General features: G+C 44.8%; 18 protein-coding genes. 3 read left to right on the top strand and 15 right to left on the bottom strand.

The features are described 5' to 3' along the window. Window positions 1-35: 35 nt before the first annotated feature. The 14 genes from AB4482_RS20140 to AB4482_RS20075 all read right to left on the bottom strand — a co-directional run bounded on the left by AB4482_RS20140 (window position 36) and on the right by AB4482_RS20075 (window position 11,388). Window positions 36-299: a hypothetical protein gene (locus AB4482_RS20140; RefSeq protein ID WP_017061275.1), complete on the bottom strand. Its 264-nt coding sequence runs from the start codon at window positions 297-299 to the stop codon at window positions 36-38. 246 nt (window positions 300-545) lie between these two features. Further along, window positions 546-1,088 (bottom strand): DUF3833 domain-containing protein, encoded by a 543-nt coding sequence (locus AB4482_RS20135; RefSeq protein WP_372181509.1) that lies wholly within the window; start codon window positions 1,086-1,088, stop codon window positions 546-548. Continuing rightward, window positions 1,085-1,660, bottom strand: coding sequence for a chalcone isomerase family protein (locus AB4482_RS20130; protein ID WP_107898594.1), 576 nt, complete (start codon window positions 1,658-1,660; stop codon window positions 1,085-1,087). Before AB4482_RS20130 ends, AB4482_RS20135 begins: the two co-directional genes overlap by 4 nt. Window positions 1,661-1,663: 3 nt before the next feature. After that, entirely contained in the window at window positions 1,664-2,185 is a 522-nt protein-coding gene (locus tag AB4482_RS20125; protein WP_060980873.1) for a DUF2878 domain-containing protein, read from the bottom strand. Continuing rightward, window positions 2,163-3,443, bottom strand: a complete 1,281-nt coding sequence (locus AB4482_RS20120; RefSeq protein WP_136984027.1) for a cyclopropane-fatty-acyl-phospholipid synthase family protein — start codon at window positions 3,441-3,443, stop codon at window positions 2,163-2,165. Before AB4482_RS20120 ends, AB4482_RS20125 begins: the two co-directional genes overlap by 23 nt. 105 nt (window positions 3,444-3,548) lie before the next feature. Then, window positions 3,549-4,355 carry a DUF1365 domain-containing protein gene (locus tag AB4482_RS20115; protein WP_102432128.1) on the bottom strand — a complete coding sequence of 269 codons (807 nt, stop codon included), beginning with the start codon at window positions 4,353-4,355 and terminating at the stop codon, window positions 3,549-3,551. After that, window positions 4,352-5,623 (bottom strand): NAD(P)/FAD-dependent oxidoreductase, encoded by a 1,272-nt coding sequence (locus AB4482_RS20110; protein WP_102480348.1) that lies wholly within the window; start codon window positions 5,621-5,623, stop codon window positions 4,352-4,354. Before AB4482_RS20110 ends, AB4482_RS20115 begins: the two co-directional genes overlap by 4 nt. 2 nt (window positions 5,624-5,625) lie before the next feature. Next, complete coding sequence (locus AB4482_RS20105; protein WP_107898598.1) at window positions 5,626-6,357, bottom strand: SDR family NAD(P)-dependent oxidoreductase; 732 nt, start codon at window positions 6,355-6,357, stop codon at window positions 5,626-5,628. Then, window positions 6,357-6,788, bottom strand: coding sequence for a nuclear transport factor 2 family protein (locus AB4482_RS20100; RefSeq protein ID WP_048660595.1), 432 nt, complete (start codon window positions 6,786-6,788; stop codon window positions 6,357-6,359). The genes AB4482_RS20105 and AB4482_RS20100 overlap by 1 nt, the downstream gene beginning before the upstream one ends. Window positions 6,789-6,802: 14 nt before the next feature. Next, the gene (phrB, locus tag AB4482_RS20095; RefSeq protein ID WP_065583940.1) at window positions 6,803-8,218 is read right to left on the bottom strand and encodes a deoxyribodipyrimidine photo-lyase; all 1,416 of its coding nucleotides are present in this window, start codon (window positions 8,216-8,218) and stop codon (window positions 6,803-6,805) included. Further along, window positions 8,215-9,162, bottom strand: coding sequence for a DUF523 and DUF1722 domain-containing protein (locus tag AB4482_RS20090; protein WP_017060965.1), 948 nt, complete (start codon window positions 9,160-9,162; stop codon window positions 8,215-8,217). Before AB4482_RS20090 ends, phrB begins: the two co-directional genes overlap by 4 nt. Before the next feature lie 174 nt (window positions 9,163-9,336). Continuing rightward, the gene (locus AB4482_RS20085; protein WP_372181507.1) at window positions 9,337-10,017 is read right to left on the bottom strand and encodes a ChrR family anti-sigma-E factor; all 681 of its coding nucleotides are present in this window, start codon (window positions 10,015-10,017) and stop codon (window positions 9,337-9,339) included. Beyond that, window positions 10,010-10,657: a sigma-70 family RNA polymerase sigma factor gene (locus AB4482_RS20080; protein ID WP_372129570.1), complete on the bottom strand. Its 648-nt coding sequence runs from the start codon at window positions 10,655-10,657 to the stop codon at window positions 10,010-10,012. The genes AB4482_RS20085 and AB4482_RS20080 overlap by 8 nt, the downstream gene beginning before the upstream one ends. Window positions 10,658-10,767: 110 nt before the next feature. Beyond that, window positions 10,768-11,388 carry an LON peptidase substrate-binding domain-containing protein gene (locus AB4482_RS20075; RefSeq protein ID WP_372181505.1) on the bottom strand — a complete coding sequence of 207 codons (621 nt, stop codon included), beginning with the start codon at window positions 11,386-11,388 and terminating at the stop codon, window positions 10,768-10,770. A 252-nt stretch (window positions 11,389-11,640) separates the two neighbouring features. Here AB4482_RS20075 and AB4482_RS20070 point away from each other — a divergent pair, with 252 nt between their 5' ends. Continuing rightward, on the top strand, window positions 11,641-12,027 hold the full coding sequence (locus AB4482_RS20070) for a tautomerase family protein (RefSeq protein WP_102320407.1): 387 nt from the start codon (window positions 11,641-11,643) through the stop codon (window positions 12,025-12,027). 134 nt (window positions 12,028-12,161) lie between these two features. On the opposite strand, the gene AB4482_RS20065 is transcribed toward AB4482_RS20070, so the two are convergent. Further along, window positions 12,162-12,959, bottom strand: coding sequence for a DUF4344 domain-containing metallopeptidase (locus AB4482_RS20065; protein ID WP_372181504.1), 798 nt, complete (start codon window positions 12,957-12,959; stop codon window positions 12,162-12,164). Between the two features lie 326 nt (window positions 12,960-13,285). On the opposite strand from AB4482_RS20065, the gene AB4482_RS20060 reads away from it, so the two are divergent. Together AB4482_RS20060 and gltS are read left to right on the top strand one after the other, a co-directional pair. Then, window positions 13,286-13,642 (top strand): YibL family ribosome-associated protein, encoded by a 357-nt coding sequence (locus AB4482_RS20060; protein ID WP_372181502.1) that lies wholly within the window; start codon window positions 13,286-13,288, stop codon window positions 13,640-13,642. 316 nt (window positions 13,643-13,958) lie between these two features. Beyond that, window positions 13,959-15,185 (top strand): sodium/glutamate symporter, encoded by a 1,227-nt coding sequence (gltS, locus tag AB4482_RS20055; RefSeq protein ID WP_017060972.1) that lies wholly within the window; start codon window positions 13,959-13,961, stop codon window positions 15,183-15,185. Window positions 15,186-15,518: the final 333 nt, after the last annotated feature.

The raw sequence follows: 15,518 nt of genomic DNA, 5'->3' as shown, positions 1-15,518 counted from the left end.
GCATAGAGCCAGCGCTTTTGAGTAATCATAAGTGATTATTCGTCGTCGAACTGTTTGATCGTGAACGCGTCTTCGATTCGGTTAAGCTCTTCTTGTTCTTTCACTCGCTTCTCTTCTTGCAGAGTCGCTCTCGTTTCGTTGAAACGTTTTTTCTCTGACTTAGTCAGGAATTTTACAGCTTTTTTGTTGGTCAGTGCGTAAGCAACTACGTCTTCACCTTTTTCTCTGCGGTCGTTTACGCGTTGTGAGAAACGTTCATTGTCGCGAGCTTTACGCTCCGCTGAGGTCAACTTGCTCATGCTTTAAAGCCTTTTCAATTATTCATGGTAGGGAATCTACGCTTAGCGAAACAAATGGGGACTGCTTAGTGTCAGTCTAGTCCATTTGTATGCTGGTGGCGCATCTTAGCACAATGGCTTGAGCATGCAGGTATGCTATTCGAGGGATCAAACAAAACAGCCCACAATTTTCGTTGTGGGCTGTTTTGTTACGTACTGTAGATGTAGTCATCGTTTTAAAACTAAGAATCAGAAACGGCAGTTACATCAAATCTTCTCGATGTATAAGATGACCTCTCCGACTTTAAAGCCGAACTTGGACATCTCAGTTTTGTTGAACAAGCGTTTGTCGTCCATCAAGAACATCCAGTCATCTAACACGACTTCATAAGTGCTGCCGTCGACTTCTATTTCTAAGTCGTATTTCCAATATAGAGCAGAACCTTGAGTCTCCCCATAAGCGGTTCCAACGACATCGTTGGCAGTCCCAGAATAGGTGTTTTCGCCAGTTTTTATCAGGTTCCAAACGCGGGTTGATCGCTCGCCATCAGCAAAAGAGAACCACTCTTTTATCTCTCCATTGTCTCCGTCCCAAGTTGCTATAAGTTTGGCATCGAAGCGGCGCAGTAGGTTACCAGAACGGTCGAGAACAATGCCGTAAGCCATTAGCTCACCATCAAAAAAGGTTTCAAGCTTGAGCTCTGGCGTAGTGTCGACATGGTCCTCTAAACTTGCAGAACCACAACCTGCCAGCCAAGTGAGTGAAAAAAGTGCCAGAGCGAATTTTATTATTGTTGTTTTTGGATTCATTTGTTTAAACCTAAAAGTTGTTTGCGTAGGCCGGGTTCGGATGTGTTCTCAGATAACCAAATCGCCAGAAATGCTTCGCCAAATTGTTTGTCTTGGATTACTCCGATAGGTTGCTCATCAAAGTAGAAGCGGCTGACATTATCTTCAGCGACACGTATGGTGAGAGTGCTTCCTGCTTCTACGTTCGGCCACATCGCGTATAACGGCTTCAACCAACGCTGAATACTGTTATTTGAGTAACCAAGCTTGTTCCATTGATCTTCGGTTGCATCGACTAAGTCTTTGCTGTCGATAGCGCGGTAATACTCGAGTTTCAGTGCGCGTTCTGAGTTGGTTGGTGTGGCATAAAATTCAGCAGAGTAGAGTGTCCAAAATAGGTAACTCATTTCGCCTTGGCCACGTTTATTTAAGTCATCGACCGCAGAGGCTTTAGTGTTTGCGGAAAATAACAGCGCAGCAAAAATTAACGAGAGAGTGATAAAGCTTAGAAGTGTGTTTTTTGCTTGCTGATGAGCGCGAACAATATCGCTCTCAGGTTTGAACGTTTGTGTCGGATTGCGTGGATAAGCCATAAGTCACCTCGATATTGCCATTTTAGGTTGTACTAAGTTGGAGTAGGCGGCCACCAGTAAGGGCAACAAAATCCCCCAACTTATTGCAAGGGCAGCAACTACCGATGCATCTGGCCAAGTAGTCAGGAGGGCGCCTGCTTTGATGCCTCCCCAATAACTACTAGTACCTGCTACGAACCCTATGACAAACAAGATCACTTTTGAGCATTTTAAAAGCCAATTTAGGCTGTGGTTAAAACTGATTAAGAACATGATCCATAGGCAAACAAGCCACACTGGAAACCACGATTGATTAGCAATTTCAGAGTCGACGGCAAACACGCCGAAGTGAAAGAAGAGGCTATCAAGTAATAGCCCTAATGGTAATAAGATGAGTATCTTCAGATCGCTACTGCGAGTCGGTGATAGGAGGAAGTGAACCACTACAATCAGTGGTGTGACGAACGGGGCTTGCGCGGTAAAGAAGGCACTGCAAACCCAGGTCGCTTGAAACAGTACGAGATTAATAATCCAAAACCGTTTCATCTTTTGCTCCAAAGTAACGAGGCTTTCTTGCGACTAAATGGTGAGTGCTGATCACTCGCTCTTTGAATGCACCTTCACAGTAACAGAAGTAGAAGATCCACAAGCGCTTAAACTCTTCTGAATAGCCGAGAGACTCAAGTTCTTCCCAGCTATTCTCAAAGGCGATGTTCCAGTCGTTAAGCGTTCGAGCGTAGTGCAAGCCAATATCATCAATTTCTTGAACCACAAGATCTGTACTAGTCGCAAGGTGTTGGGTCATCACTGAAACCGAAGGTAAACAACCGCCGGGGAAGATGTACTTCTGAATAAAGTCAACGCCCTTACGGTATTTATCGTAACGGCTGTCAGCAATCGTAATTGCTTGAATCAGCATCTTGCCTGAGGGCTTGAGTAGCGACGAACATTTTTCAAAGAAGGTTTGTAGATATTCATGGCCGACCGCTTCTATCATCTCGATAGAGACCAACTTGTCATACTCTCCTGTAAGGTTGCGATAATCCTCTTTAAGCAGGGTGATTTTGTCGGTTAAACCAAGTGCTTTGACTCTCTGTTCTGCAAGTGCGTGTTGGGCATCTGATATTGTGGTTGTGGTGACATGACAACCGTAGTGCTGCGCCATAAAGATGGCTAAGCCGCCCCAACCTGTGCCTATCTCGACCACGCTATCTTTCTCAGACAGTTCTAGTCGCTCACAGATGGTTTTCATTTTGTTTTGTTGAGCCTTCGACAAGGTTTCTGCGTCTTCGCTGTAGATAGCGGAAGAGTACTGCATCGAGCTATCTAAGAAGCGCTCATACAGCTCGTTGCCAATATCGTAGTGGGCGAGAATGTTGCGCTTGGAGCCTTGTTCGGTGTTGGCATTCTTACGACGCAGCACGAGGTTTTTGATGCGAGAAATCCACTGTGTCTTGTCATCAAGTTCATCCAATTGGGCTTGGTTACGAGCCATGATTTGAATCACACGCGTCAGATTTGGACTGGTCCATTTGCCATCGATATAGGCTTCAGATGCCCCAATGCTGCCGTTGATAACGACATCTCTAAAAAAGGTCGCATCATGAATCACGATTCGACCTTTCAGTTCGGCTTCTCGATCACCAAATACTGAATGCTGGTCGCGCTCAATGATCTCAAGCGTCGCGAATTGTAGGCTTTCTAATACCTTGAAAATTAAAGCTCGATATTTACAGTTGCTTGAAACAGCAACGGCTTTAGCTTGTTGTTCAATATTGTTGTTTTGTTTGGCAAGCTGTTCCATGTAAACCTCGCTGATAACTCATTCTAATATTTTGTGCCAACTAAGCTGAGTTTTGCTCCTTGGTTGGAGCGAACCCAAGCTAGAATTGATTTCTGTTTTAAGCGCTTAAGATGTTGAGTCTGGATGCGCCACAAACGGTACTTTTTTCAGGAATAATTTGAGAGCCTGATAATAAATTCCCATCACGACTTTTATGGTCATAGCCGGAATCTTGAATACCGTTCGTCTAATGTTTGTCTTGGTTACTGACTGTTTGGTCAGGGCCAGTGTCGCATCGAAAAGCTTGTTGTCTCGGCGGCTTTCGATGTGAACTAACGTGCGTTTCGCTGGTGGCTTAATCTTCCAAAAATAAGTCATGTTCAAATCCATGAACGGCGAAACGTGAAACTCTTTTTTTACCTTCAACTCTTGGTGCATGTCGATCAGATAGTAGTGTCTTTCTCGCCAAGGCGTGTTACTCACTTCTGCCAACATGTATTTACAATCTCCAGTTTCGTCATAGCAGAAGAAACAGTTGATTGGGCTAAAATAGATGCCTAAACAACGGCACTGAGCCAGCATCGTCACACGGTTTGAATCAGACCAAACACCACCAAGTTGTTGCACTTTGGAAGCTATACGTTGCTTAAGTGATTTTGGTTCATACGTAGTGACATTTTCTTTTTTTTCAGCGAGATAATCCGATTCTACAAAGCGAATCGGGTTATACCATCGAGTGCCGAACAGCGCACTGCGCGATGTGGTTTGGGGCAGTTCGTCAAGATCGAGCCCCATCATATACAGCTGATAGCTGAACTCATGTGTGATGTTGCCAAAGCGACGATGTCTGACGTTACCCCAATAGATACCGCTAAGTTCTTCACTTTTTTCGGATGCGATCCCCATCTCGGGTGTCAGGGTTTGGCTGCTCATTGCGCTGAACTCGTACTCAAATCCAAACCGAAGCGTTTGGTCACATCGAGTGCACTGTGGACACCGTCTTCATGGAACCCGTTATACCAATAAGCACCAGCAAAGTGAGTCTGGTTTTTGCCACAAATCTGCTCTCGTTTGTGCTGAGCTTCGACCGTGTTCGAATTAAGTACCGGGTGATGATAAACAAAGCTGCGAATGATTTTCTCTGGGTTGATGCTTTCGCTTTGATTCAAGGTGACACAGAAGGTGTCTTGGCTTTCGATGCCTTGCAGGATGTTCATGTTGTAAGTCACACAGGCTGGTCGTTTACTGTCGCCATCTAACATGTAGTTCCAACTTGCCCAAGCCAGCTTTCTGTCTGGTAATAAGCGTGTATCGGTGTGCAGAACCACTTCATTGCGGCTGTAAGGGATCTCGCCCAGTACCTGTTGCTCTTGTTCTGTCGCATCACCAAGCAGACGTAAGGCTTGGTCTGAGTGACAGGCAAAGATTACTTCGTCGAAGTTTTGCGTGCTGCCATCTTCAAATTCAACAGTGACGCCCGGTTCTTGGCGAGTGACTTGTTTAATCGATGTATTCAGTGCAACAGGCTTACTCAAGCGTGAAAGGATAATTTCAACGTAAGAGCGTGAACCTTTTGGAATCACATACCACTGAGGGCGGTTCGCGATATCGAGCAATCCGTGGTTGTAGAAAAACTGAATAAAGAATTTCAGCTCAAACTCTTCCATTTCCTCTAAGCTTGTCGACCAAATAGCCGCGCCCATCGGCAGAATGTAGTGCTGACTGAAAAAATCTGAAAATTGATTATCGCGTAGGAAACTGCCAAGGGTAACGTCTGGTGTGAATTCATTACTTTCAAACTGAGCCTTACACAGTTTGTTGAACTTGAGAATGTCAGACACTAAAGACCAGAACTGAGGTTTGAAGATGTTACTCCTTTGTGCGAATAACGAGTTAATGCTATGGCCGTTGTACTCAAACTTAGTAGTGGTGTTGTGGACGCTGAAGCTCATCTCTGTAGGTTGCCTTTCGACACCGAGTTGTTCCAGGAGCTGATTGAAATTCGGGTAGGTTCGATCGTTGAATACGATGAAACCTGTATCTATCGAAAACGCCGAGCCTTGATGTTCAATATCAACGGTCGCGGTGTGGCCCCCAACATAATCATTCTTTTCGAATACCGTTACGTCGTGGTGCTTATCTAATATGTGTGCGCAAGTGAGTCCAGAGATACCTGACCCGATAATGGCGATTTTCTTCATTGTTATACCATCCTTGAAGCGAGTTTTTGCCAAACTGGAGTTGGAAGTATTCTTAGTAGCTTCATCAACATGATGAATCGTCTTGGGAAATCGATTTCACTCTTTCCTTGAGCAATACCATTTACGATTCTTTGAGTTGCGGCCTCACTACTAATAATCATAGGCATAGCGAACGTATTTCGCTCGGTTAATGGCGTTTCAACAAAGCCAGGGTGCACAATTGATACATGAATGTTGTGCGTTGCCAGATCAACCGAAAGTGTTCTGCCTAAGTAGGTGAGGGCTGCCTTTGAAGCGCCATAAGCTTCTGCTCTAGGTAAAGGTAAAAAGCTGGCGCTGGAGCTTACCAAAACCAAACGGCCACCGGGCTTGATGTTTTTTAACCAAGCTTTAAGAGCGTAGCCAATTGAAATTAGGTTGATGTTGATGACGCGCTCGAAAAGCTCGGCATCAAAATTCACAGGGTCGTCGATGTATTCACAATCACCCGCATTTAGAATCAGCAGATCGAGCGGCTTGTCTTGGTCGAGTTCTGGGAAGTTGTGGTAATCGGTCAGATCGAAACAGAGCGGTGAAATGGATGAATGTGCGATGTCTGTATCGTGAGAATCAACTAAGGCCTGCAGTTTGTCTGGGTTGCGGCCACAAGCAATCACCTGATGCCCTTGCTGAGCGTAATCTTTAGCGAGGGATTGGCCGATACCTGAGGTCGCGCCTGTAATCATAATACGCATTATCGGCTCGCTCTCTTTTTGATGGATTTAATCGCGCAGCCCAGTACTGGAATGTGTTCATACAACATAGAACCGACGTCGAGGTAGTCTCTGTGGTAAATCACCTGACCGTCGAACATCTTGAGGTGGCTGTGTCCTTGTACTTCGATCGGCTTTTGCCCATTTAGTTGCTTGTGAGCAAATTGCATCGTCCAGTAAACCGAAGCTTCATCGTTCACTTCGAAAGTGTGTTCAATGTGGAAGTAACAGCTCGTCACTTGGGTGTAGAGGTTCTCGAAGTAGTGAGTAAGCGCAGAAATACCGCTGACATGGTGCAGCGGATCTTGGAATTCAATATCAGGGTGATAAACCGTCTTCAGCACGTCGAAATTGTCTGTTCCGAGTTCTCGATACATGTTGAGAAAGTTATCAAGCCATAGAGAGTTATCCATAATATTCACTCTAATTATTTGAAGAAGGCTAAGGCTCTCAATCGTGCTTCTTTGTGCTCAACGATGGGTTGCCAGTATTCGCTGTCTATTCCGTTTTTAGCGATAAAGTCATGTGGGAAATGTACATGCTTATCTGGGATATTTTGCAGCTCTGGTATGTACTTACGAATAAAAATTCCTTTTGGATCAAACTTTTCACTCTGAGTGATTGGATTGAAAATTCGGAAGTAAGGTTGAGCATCACAGCCAGTACTTGAAGCCCACTGCCAGCCACCATTGTTGGCACTAAAGTCTCCGTCGATAAGGTGCGACATAAAGAAACGCTCGCCCCAACGCCAGTCAATAAGCAGGTGCTTGGTTAGGAAGCTTGCCACCACCATTCTTAGTCTGTTGTGCATCCAGCCCGTTTCAACCAGTTGACGCATTGCGGCATCAACCAATGGATATCCTGTTTTTCCTTCGCACCAAGCTTTGAAGCTAGGATGATCGTGATACCAATCTAAACCATTGTATTTTTGCTGAAAGTTAGCACCTTTGACCAGTTTAGGGTGGTGGAACATCAAATGCTTATAAAAATCTCGCCAAATCAATTCATTGAGCCAACAAAAGGCCGGTAATTGCGTATCAAATAACAGATCGGGTTGCTGCTGAATCAATTGAATCGCTAACCAACGTGGGCTCACGGCGCCAATCGCTAAATAAGGTGATAGCCCCGATGTTCCTTTAACTGAGGGAATATCTCTCAGACGTGCGTAGTCGTTGACTTTATTGCCTAAGAAATTGGGGATCACATTGCCCAATACATCTTGGCTTAATGGCCAGCGACTCGAATCAACACGCGGAAAATCGAAATCATAGTCAGCAGAGATGGTTAAGGCTTGTAAGTCGTCAGGAAGCTGTGTTTGTGAACGTTCAGCTGACTCGACAGGAGCTGGACTGCAGATGATGCCTTTCACCTGAACTTCTTTTAACCAAGCGTTCTTAAAGGGCGTAAAGACTTTGAACATCTCGCCTTGTTTGTTGAGAACGCTACCGAGTGGCAGCATAACGTCACAATCGCTGATCTTCAGGTTTAGGCCGCTTGAAATCAGCTTTTTATCGCGAGCTTGTTCATCGACCTCTGGTTCAGAGTTAGCGTAGACGCACTTGGCATCAAGCTGCTGGCACAAATCGATGAGCTGTTTGGATTGGTCGTCAAAGTCGCTAGCTTTCAGGTGAAGCAACGTTATCCCGAATTCAGCGAGCTGGGAATCGAGTTGTTTTAGATGACGATAGATGAAATCAGCTTTGATCGGCGCAAGGTGGTGTTGCCGCCACGTTTGAGGCGTTGAAATGAAAACGGCGGTCGTTACGCCGTTTTCAACTGCCGCGACGAGCGCTGGGTTATCGTGAATCCGCAGGTCTCGTCGTATCCATAGTATGTCGCTCAATATCCGTATCTCAGTTTAAGTTCTTGAGGGTGCGGGTTTAGGTAAACCTGTGATTCTAGGTATTCGTTCGGGTATTCCATCAGGTAGTGATTGATCAGTGTCAGTGGCACTAGCAGTGGAACAACGCCCTCTCTGAATGATGCGATCTGGTTGGTCAGCTCTTGCTTGTGAGCGCTACTCAGTTGTTTTTTAAAGTAACCCTGCAAATGATGCAGCGTATTGGCGTGACTGCCTCGATTCGCGTGATGAGACAACGCCGTCATCAAGCCTTCGATGTATTGAGCCGCTAGTTCGTCGATATCTAAATCATTACCCGCTAGCAGTTTGCCTAAGCTTTTGTAACCCTCAACGTGGTGACACATGACTAGATATTTGTGGGCGCTGTGGAACTGAATCAGTTTGTGCTTGGTCACACCTTCATCCACAAGATCGAGCCATTTTTGGTAAGTGAACACTCGAGTCATGAAGTTTTCACGCAAAATGGGATCGTTAAGGCGGCCGTTTTCTTCAACGGGAAGTAACGGGTTGCCGTCCATAATTTGTTGGGTGAACATGCCTATGCCTGTCGATTCAGAGCCGCGACCATGGTGGTGGTACACCTTCACGCGCTCCATGCCGCAGGTTGGGCTTTTTTGACACACAATAAAGCCAGCAATGTGTTGGTTTTTCTTTGAGTAGTTTTGACCGAACTCGATCAGTTCGTTGGTCACATCACCTGAGCCATCAGGGCGAGAAACATGGATGATGTCATCTAGCATTCTTGTTTGACGAATGGTTGGACGAGGGGTTGGAAGACCAACAGCCATCTCTGGGCAAACAGGTTCCAATTCCACGTAGTCTGCTAGGTCGTCTGTACAAAAACGAGAGCGTTTATGACCTGTGTCGAAACGTACTTTATGTCCAGCAACACATGCACTGATACCGATTTTGATTTTCTTTTCCATTGGCCAACTCCTTTGCTCTTGCTCTGAGCTTTTTCTTATAGTTCAACATTGCTAATCGTATTTACAGAGCTGGGTGTGTTTTTACTTTGACACCGTAGTTGTTTTTATTCAGATGTATTGACGATATACAGGATAGCTTTATGCCATCCTGTATATTTATAGCCTGCAACTGGGTTAATAGATATATTTTCCAAGTGGATTGAATAGTTGGCTCACACCTTTTGTGAAGTAAAGCGCATCACTTGAAACGGTTAAACAGACACAACCTTCTTTTGTTGCCGGTTGATGAGTGTGATTGCCATCCAACCAGATGAAGTCACCTTTGTTGTAAACGCCCATTTCGTCTTCGAAACTGCCCTCTAGAAGAAGCGTGATCTCGAAGCCTTTGTGGGTGTGGCAAGGCACTTGTCCATCTTTGTCGATGTGCAACAAGCTGGTGTGGTGTGCTTCGTCAGCAAAATCGAGTCTTGCTCGTGAAATTTTGCCTAGGTTCATCCAGTCCTTTCTCGCTACTGAGTTTAGAGCGCGAGGGATTGTGAATGTCGTGTCAGCAACAGTTACTTTCTGAACCTCTGGAGTCACTTCAACAGACTGAGAAGTATCAGCTGTGATTTGCTCTATCGCGTCAAAATCAAAGTCCATGTCGTCCATTGAGAAGCTGTCTAGATCTTCATTTGAGAATACTGGCTCTGCGTCAAAAGCATTATTCGCTGATACAGCTGTAAGCTGCTTGACTTGTTGTTGGCAGTGTTCACACAGCTCTACATGGCTAGAAACAATCAAAGAAACTGAATCAGCCAACGTGCCATCGACGAAGTCTTTCAAGATTGCCGCGTTTGGGTGATGTTTAATCATGGTCTTGTTCCCCCATGTGAACTTTTAATTTGGCTAAAGCGAGTCTCAGACGTGATTTCACTGTTCCAAGTGGGACGCCAAGTTGCTGAGCGAGTTGCTCTTGAGAGAGCTCTTGAAAGTAAACGCCTTTGACGATGGTTTTCTGAGCGAGAGGCAACTTTTCTATTTGAGTCATTACGTGTCGGCTCATCAAATGGTCACCGAATGGCAAATCTTCGCTTTGAGACTCGGCTACCATCGCATCGATTGGCCAGATATCGTCGGCTATCGTTTGTTCGGCTTTCGCTTTCACTTTGCGCAACATGTCGAACGCTGCATTACGCATAACGGTGTAAACCCAAGTGGTCGCTGCGCCTTTGTCTACATTGTAAAGATGTGCTTTCTTCCAAACATTAGTCATCGTGTCTTGAACTAGCTCGTTTGCAGCCGCTTCGCCACCCAACTTACTAATACCAAAACGCTTAATCTTAGGAGCGAAAAACTTGAACAAATAGGTGAACGCCTGCTTGTCTCGGTCTGTACCAACCAACATCAACCAGCTCGATAGCTCTGTCGGTACTTTGTTGTCTGTAGGTACTTTGTTATCGGGAATAATGACATGCTCCTTGCCGTTCCCTGAACTTCTGCTTTCCACTTGCATAGTAACTAACCATCATGCGAATTTGATAGGCACTACGTGAAAGGAGAAAGTCGGGATCACTTTAATTTAAATTAGTTTCTACTATACAAAATTATAGTGGAGAAAAGTGCTTATTGCCCCGTAATGATTTGATTCAAAAAAGGAACTAGAGACGGAAAACTGGCTGGTTCAGTAAATTCGGTTTTCTTTTCCAGTGGGATAGGCATCATTTCGAGTAGTCGCGCGCAAATCCATTGTGGGCTCTCGAAATCTGGAGTGGGATAGAGTGTTCTTATCGAATCGTGGTCGCGAAACAACTGAACCAAAAAAGCGGTAAACACGTTAGGCACTTTATATTCATCGGTAGGCCAGTGAGGCAACAAGCTGAACTTACTTTTAATCAGGTCATCATCGTCTCGAAACGACCCATGCAATTGCACCAACTTTTCGCCTTCGACATCAATTTCTAATATCTGGTCGTCCGACATATTGAAGTCGACGATGGTCACCTTTGTTCCCCAAGAACTGAGATGATCAGAGTTAGTGTTGTCTTGAGTGGCGATAATGAAACCATCGCCCTGCGCTGCGTGAGCAACCATCGCGAGATACTTTGGCTCAAAAATGCGCAGTCTTTGCCTGCCTCCCGGTAAAAGAAAGATAGGGAGAGGAAACACAGCAAGCTTTAGAGAAGACTCTACGGGTGTTTCTGGTTCGGCGTCTGTCCGCGTGGTCTTCCTAGGTGAATTCGGCACATAGCACTCCTTAGTTCAAATGTGATTTGAGAAGATATACGCGGGGAGGGTGGTGTTCGATCAATTCGCTTCGGCTTATGTTCGCAAAGGGATAGATATTTTGTTGCACCTGTTCATAAATTCATTGTTTTTACCTTTTCTCATACGCGTCATTAGGTAATATATGAACAAATAGTAAGCGAATGGGTAGTTGCCAGACGATGCTTCTATCTGACGTTCTTCTATACCTAACATCGCATCAAAGGAATGGTCATGATTGTTATTTATGGTATCAAAGAGTGCTTAAATCCAATTAAGTTGCAGCTCTCTAATGTGTTGCAGCAGTGCTTGAACAGTGAAATGGGTTTACCCGATGACAAGCGAGCACATCGGTTTGTGCCATTGGAACGAGATGACTTCTTTTACCCGGAAGGAAGAACAGAAGCCTATACCGTCATTGAGATAAATATGATGGAAGGTCGAGCGGTAAACACCAAAAAGCGCTTAATTAAGAAGATATTTTCTGAGATAGAGAAGCAGTTAGCTATCTCTCCGATTGATATTGAAATCACCATTAAAGAGCAGCCTTCACATTGTTGGGGTTTTCGAGGGATGACGGGCGATGAAGCACAAGATCTGAAGTACAAAGTGAACGTCTAGGGTTTAAGCTCTTAACTCTTAACTCTTAACTCTTAACTCTTAACACGTAAGACTTAAGCCAATCTATCGAGTGACGGCTTTGGAATTTGATGCCAAAGCCGTTTTCCTAGTTCTCGACACTAACCTTTAAGCATCTAAGCATCGTCACTCTTTTTTAAATACTGATGCCAATTTTCATTGATCACGTCAAAGTGCTCAACGCAGAACTCTTTTCTGTCTTTCAAATAGTCGTTTTCCACTTCATCGAGCAAGTTCTTATAGGCATCGGGATCGCTGCCATACACCAAGCATAACGTGGAGAAGTAACGCTGCAGATCGAAACTGTGCTCGTCGATGTATTCCCCCAAGTCGTAATACTCTGGGCGGTCTTCTGACTCGAAAGCGAACATGTCTGCAGCGCTGATAGCAGCGTCGGCCCCATGCTCTACGTAGTTAAGCAGTAGCACGGTTGCTAGGTTATCAACCGCATCTTCTTCTTTACCCAATATGGCAATGTTCTGATCTTCGATATACGCATGCCCAGTCTCGTGTAGCAGGGTGTGCAGCAAGGTATCAATAGCGCCGGTTTGCGCAGATTTCCCATACTCTTTTTCGTATTGGTTCTTCTCAAAGTAATTGAGTGACTCAGCGTAAAAATTGTAAGGGATCAGTACTTGATGGGTTTGTGGATCGTAGAGTGGTCCTTTTTCCCCGCCATATTGAATGGTTAATGGCTTCTCAAACATGAAGAGTTGGTTTGATAGGTCGACCACGGTGTCATTAACGCCACTGCTTTGAATCTCTCGTTTGAGCTGCTCTTCTTCGGTATTTTGCGGTGTAGAGTACTCGACGATTAGGTTACTTTGGGTGGCTTGTTCACTAGATGCATAAGTTGTGGCAAACATTGCACTCAGGGCTAGGCTGCAGGTCAATGTTCGTTTCAATAATGTCATCGGCTATCCTTGTGATTACGTTGCGATTCAGAGTCGTGCTGGGGGTAACAACTCCAAGCTGTGTACCCTGATTTAGTTATTTCGTTAGAGTATAAGTTTAGACGGAATTTTGATGCATCGAGGACTGCAATTTTTGAAGTAGGCGCTATCCTATCAATGAATAATCCGCTTAGAGATTCGCCACAAAGAATAAGTAAGCTGAATGAGCGGTGTCGATGTGATTCGTTTCTATTGGTAATTAACAGATAAATTTCGGTTCAACACAACCCTTGTGTTATACTCCGCGCCCCAATCCGAATTGGCTTGTTTAATCTTAGGAAATTATTATGAGTGTTAAAAACGAACTTCAACAAATTAACAACCGTCTAGACAAGTGTCGCCACAAGTTAGATGCTGCTAAAACTCGTAATGATCGTCCTGTTGTTCGTCAGTTCGAGGAAGAGATTAAGAAGCTAACTAAGAAAATTGCCCAGCTTAAACACAAAGAAAGCTATGGTGTGAACCAAGAGCGTAAGTCTCTGGTTGATATGCCATTTAGCCGTGAGATCACTAAGGCTGAGCAAGCGGATATGGGTAAACTTAAAAAGTCTGTTAAAGGACTCGTAATTGTTCACCCAATGACGAAGATCGGTAAAGAACTTCGCATTGAGGTTATGACTGGTTACGCACCGAAAAAATTCTAATTACCAGCGATGGTGATGAAAGAGGAGCTAGAAATAGCTCCTTTTTGCTTTTTTAGGTATTAAGAAAGCAGAGTCAGCGGCATAGATACTCACGCCGTTTTCAACTTTTAGGAGGTGATTGTTGTCACAAATCCTTTTATCTCCTATAAAAGTTAACGTGCTACTAACATGGTACTAAGCGATCGCAGTAATGTGTTCGCTTTTCGAATCCACACTTTCTCTCCAGTTTGTATAAATATAGGTAGAGCAGCACAAATAATTACAGATAAAACTAGACTCATTAGGGAAGATGAGAACGTAAAAAAATAGAGGTTATATGAATCAATTAATTTCAATTGGACCACTAGAATCCTTCCTAATCGCGATTAGTGTTTTGTTTCTAGGTCATTTCGTCAATGCAAAGCTTCCGATTCTCAAAAAGTACAACATTCCAGAGCCCATTGTCGGCGGCTTGATTGTCGCTTTTGCTATTACAGCCCTGCACTTTAACGGCCTTGATCTTGAGTTTTCCTTGCCCCTGCAGAACACGTTTATGTTGATGTTCTTTGCAACGGTCGGTCTTGCGGCGAACTACACGCAGCTGATAAAAGGTGGTGCTAAGGTATTCCTATTCTTAGGGGTAGCGTCGGTTTACATCATTATCCAAAACGGTGTAGGCGTAACCTTAGCTACGGCACTAGGCCTTGAACCCTTGATGGGTTTGATTGCTGGCTCTATCACCCTTTCGGGCGGTCACGGCACAGGCGCGGCTTGGTCTCAAACTTTTGCAGACACGTTTGGCATTGCAAATACGCTAGAAATCGCGATGGCTTCAGCGACCTTTGGTTTGATCATCGGTGGTATTATCGGTAGCCCAGTGGCGCAAAAGCTGATTGATAAAAACCAGCTTGAATCTGAGTACGGCACTGGCACGCAAACACATGAACGCTTCCCTGAACTTGTTACTTACAACGAGTATGAAGAAGACAAAGTGACGGCGAAGAAGGTGATTGAAGTGTTGTTCATCCTTCTTATCTGTATCACGGGTGCGAAGTACCTAGAGCAGTGGGTGGCGACTTTTGAAATTTCTTGGTTGATGATTCCTGACTTCGTTTACGCGTTGTTTATCGGTGTGTTCATCACTAACGTGTTTGAAGTGACTAAGCTGCATAAGACTGACAGCGAAACGGTCGATATTCTTGGTACGGTGTCATTGTCACTGTTCCTAGCAATGGCGCTAATGAGCCTTAAGCTTTGGAACATATTTGACCTTGCGATTCCGTTCTTGGTTATCCTGGCGGTTCAGGCGGTTGTGTTAGGTATCTTCTCTTACTTTGTGACGTTCAAAGTAATGGGTTCTAACTACGACGCAGCGGTTATGGCAGGTGGTCACTGTGGTTTCGGCCTAGGTGCAACACCAACAGCGGTAATGAACATGGGCTCTTTGGTGAACCGTTTTGGTCCTTCACCACAGGCGTTCATGGTGGTGCCAATTGTTGGTGCCTTCTTTATCGATATCGTTAACCTGATTATCCTTCAGGGTTACATCTCGTTTATCGGTTAATGTTCGCCTTTACTTAAACGCAATGTGCTTATCGCACTAAGATGAATACAAGAAAGCCAGTCTGTTGACTGGCTTTTTTTGTTCTTGTTTATCGAGGTTTTCTTGCCTGATACCCCTGCGGTTAGGGCTCTGTCACATCAATAACTAGGGCGTGTTGATCTTTCGAGCTGATTTTTGCAGTGAGTTGCTGGGTATTTATACAAGGCAGAGGCATCGATGTGTAGCTAGCCTACATGAGAAGCCGATAACGCAGTAGAAATGACGAGCAAACGCTGCCCGAAGGGTTCGAGCTGGGCGCCCCCGCAAAAAGCGTTTTACTCTTTGTTGAGGGAG

Source organism: Vibrio sp. 10N.222.55.C7 (assembly GCF_041473335.1).
Classification (GTDB): Bacteria; Pseudomonadota; Gammaproteobacteria; order Enterobacterales; family Vibrionaceae; genus Vibrio; species Vibrio crassostreae_C.
Note: the sequence above shows the minus strand (reverse complement) of the source record. Positions and strands in the feature narration are given on the sequence as shown.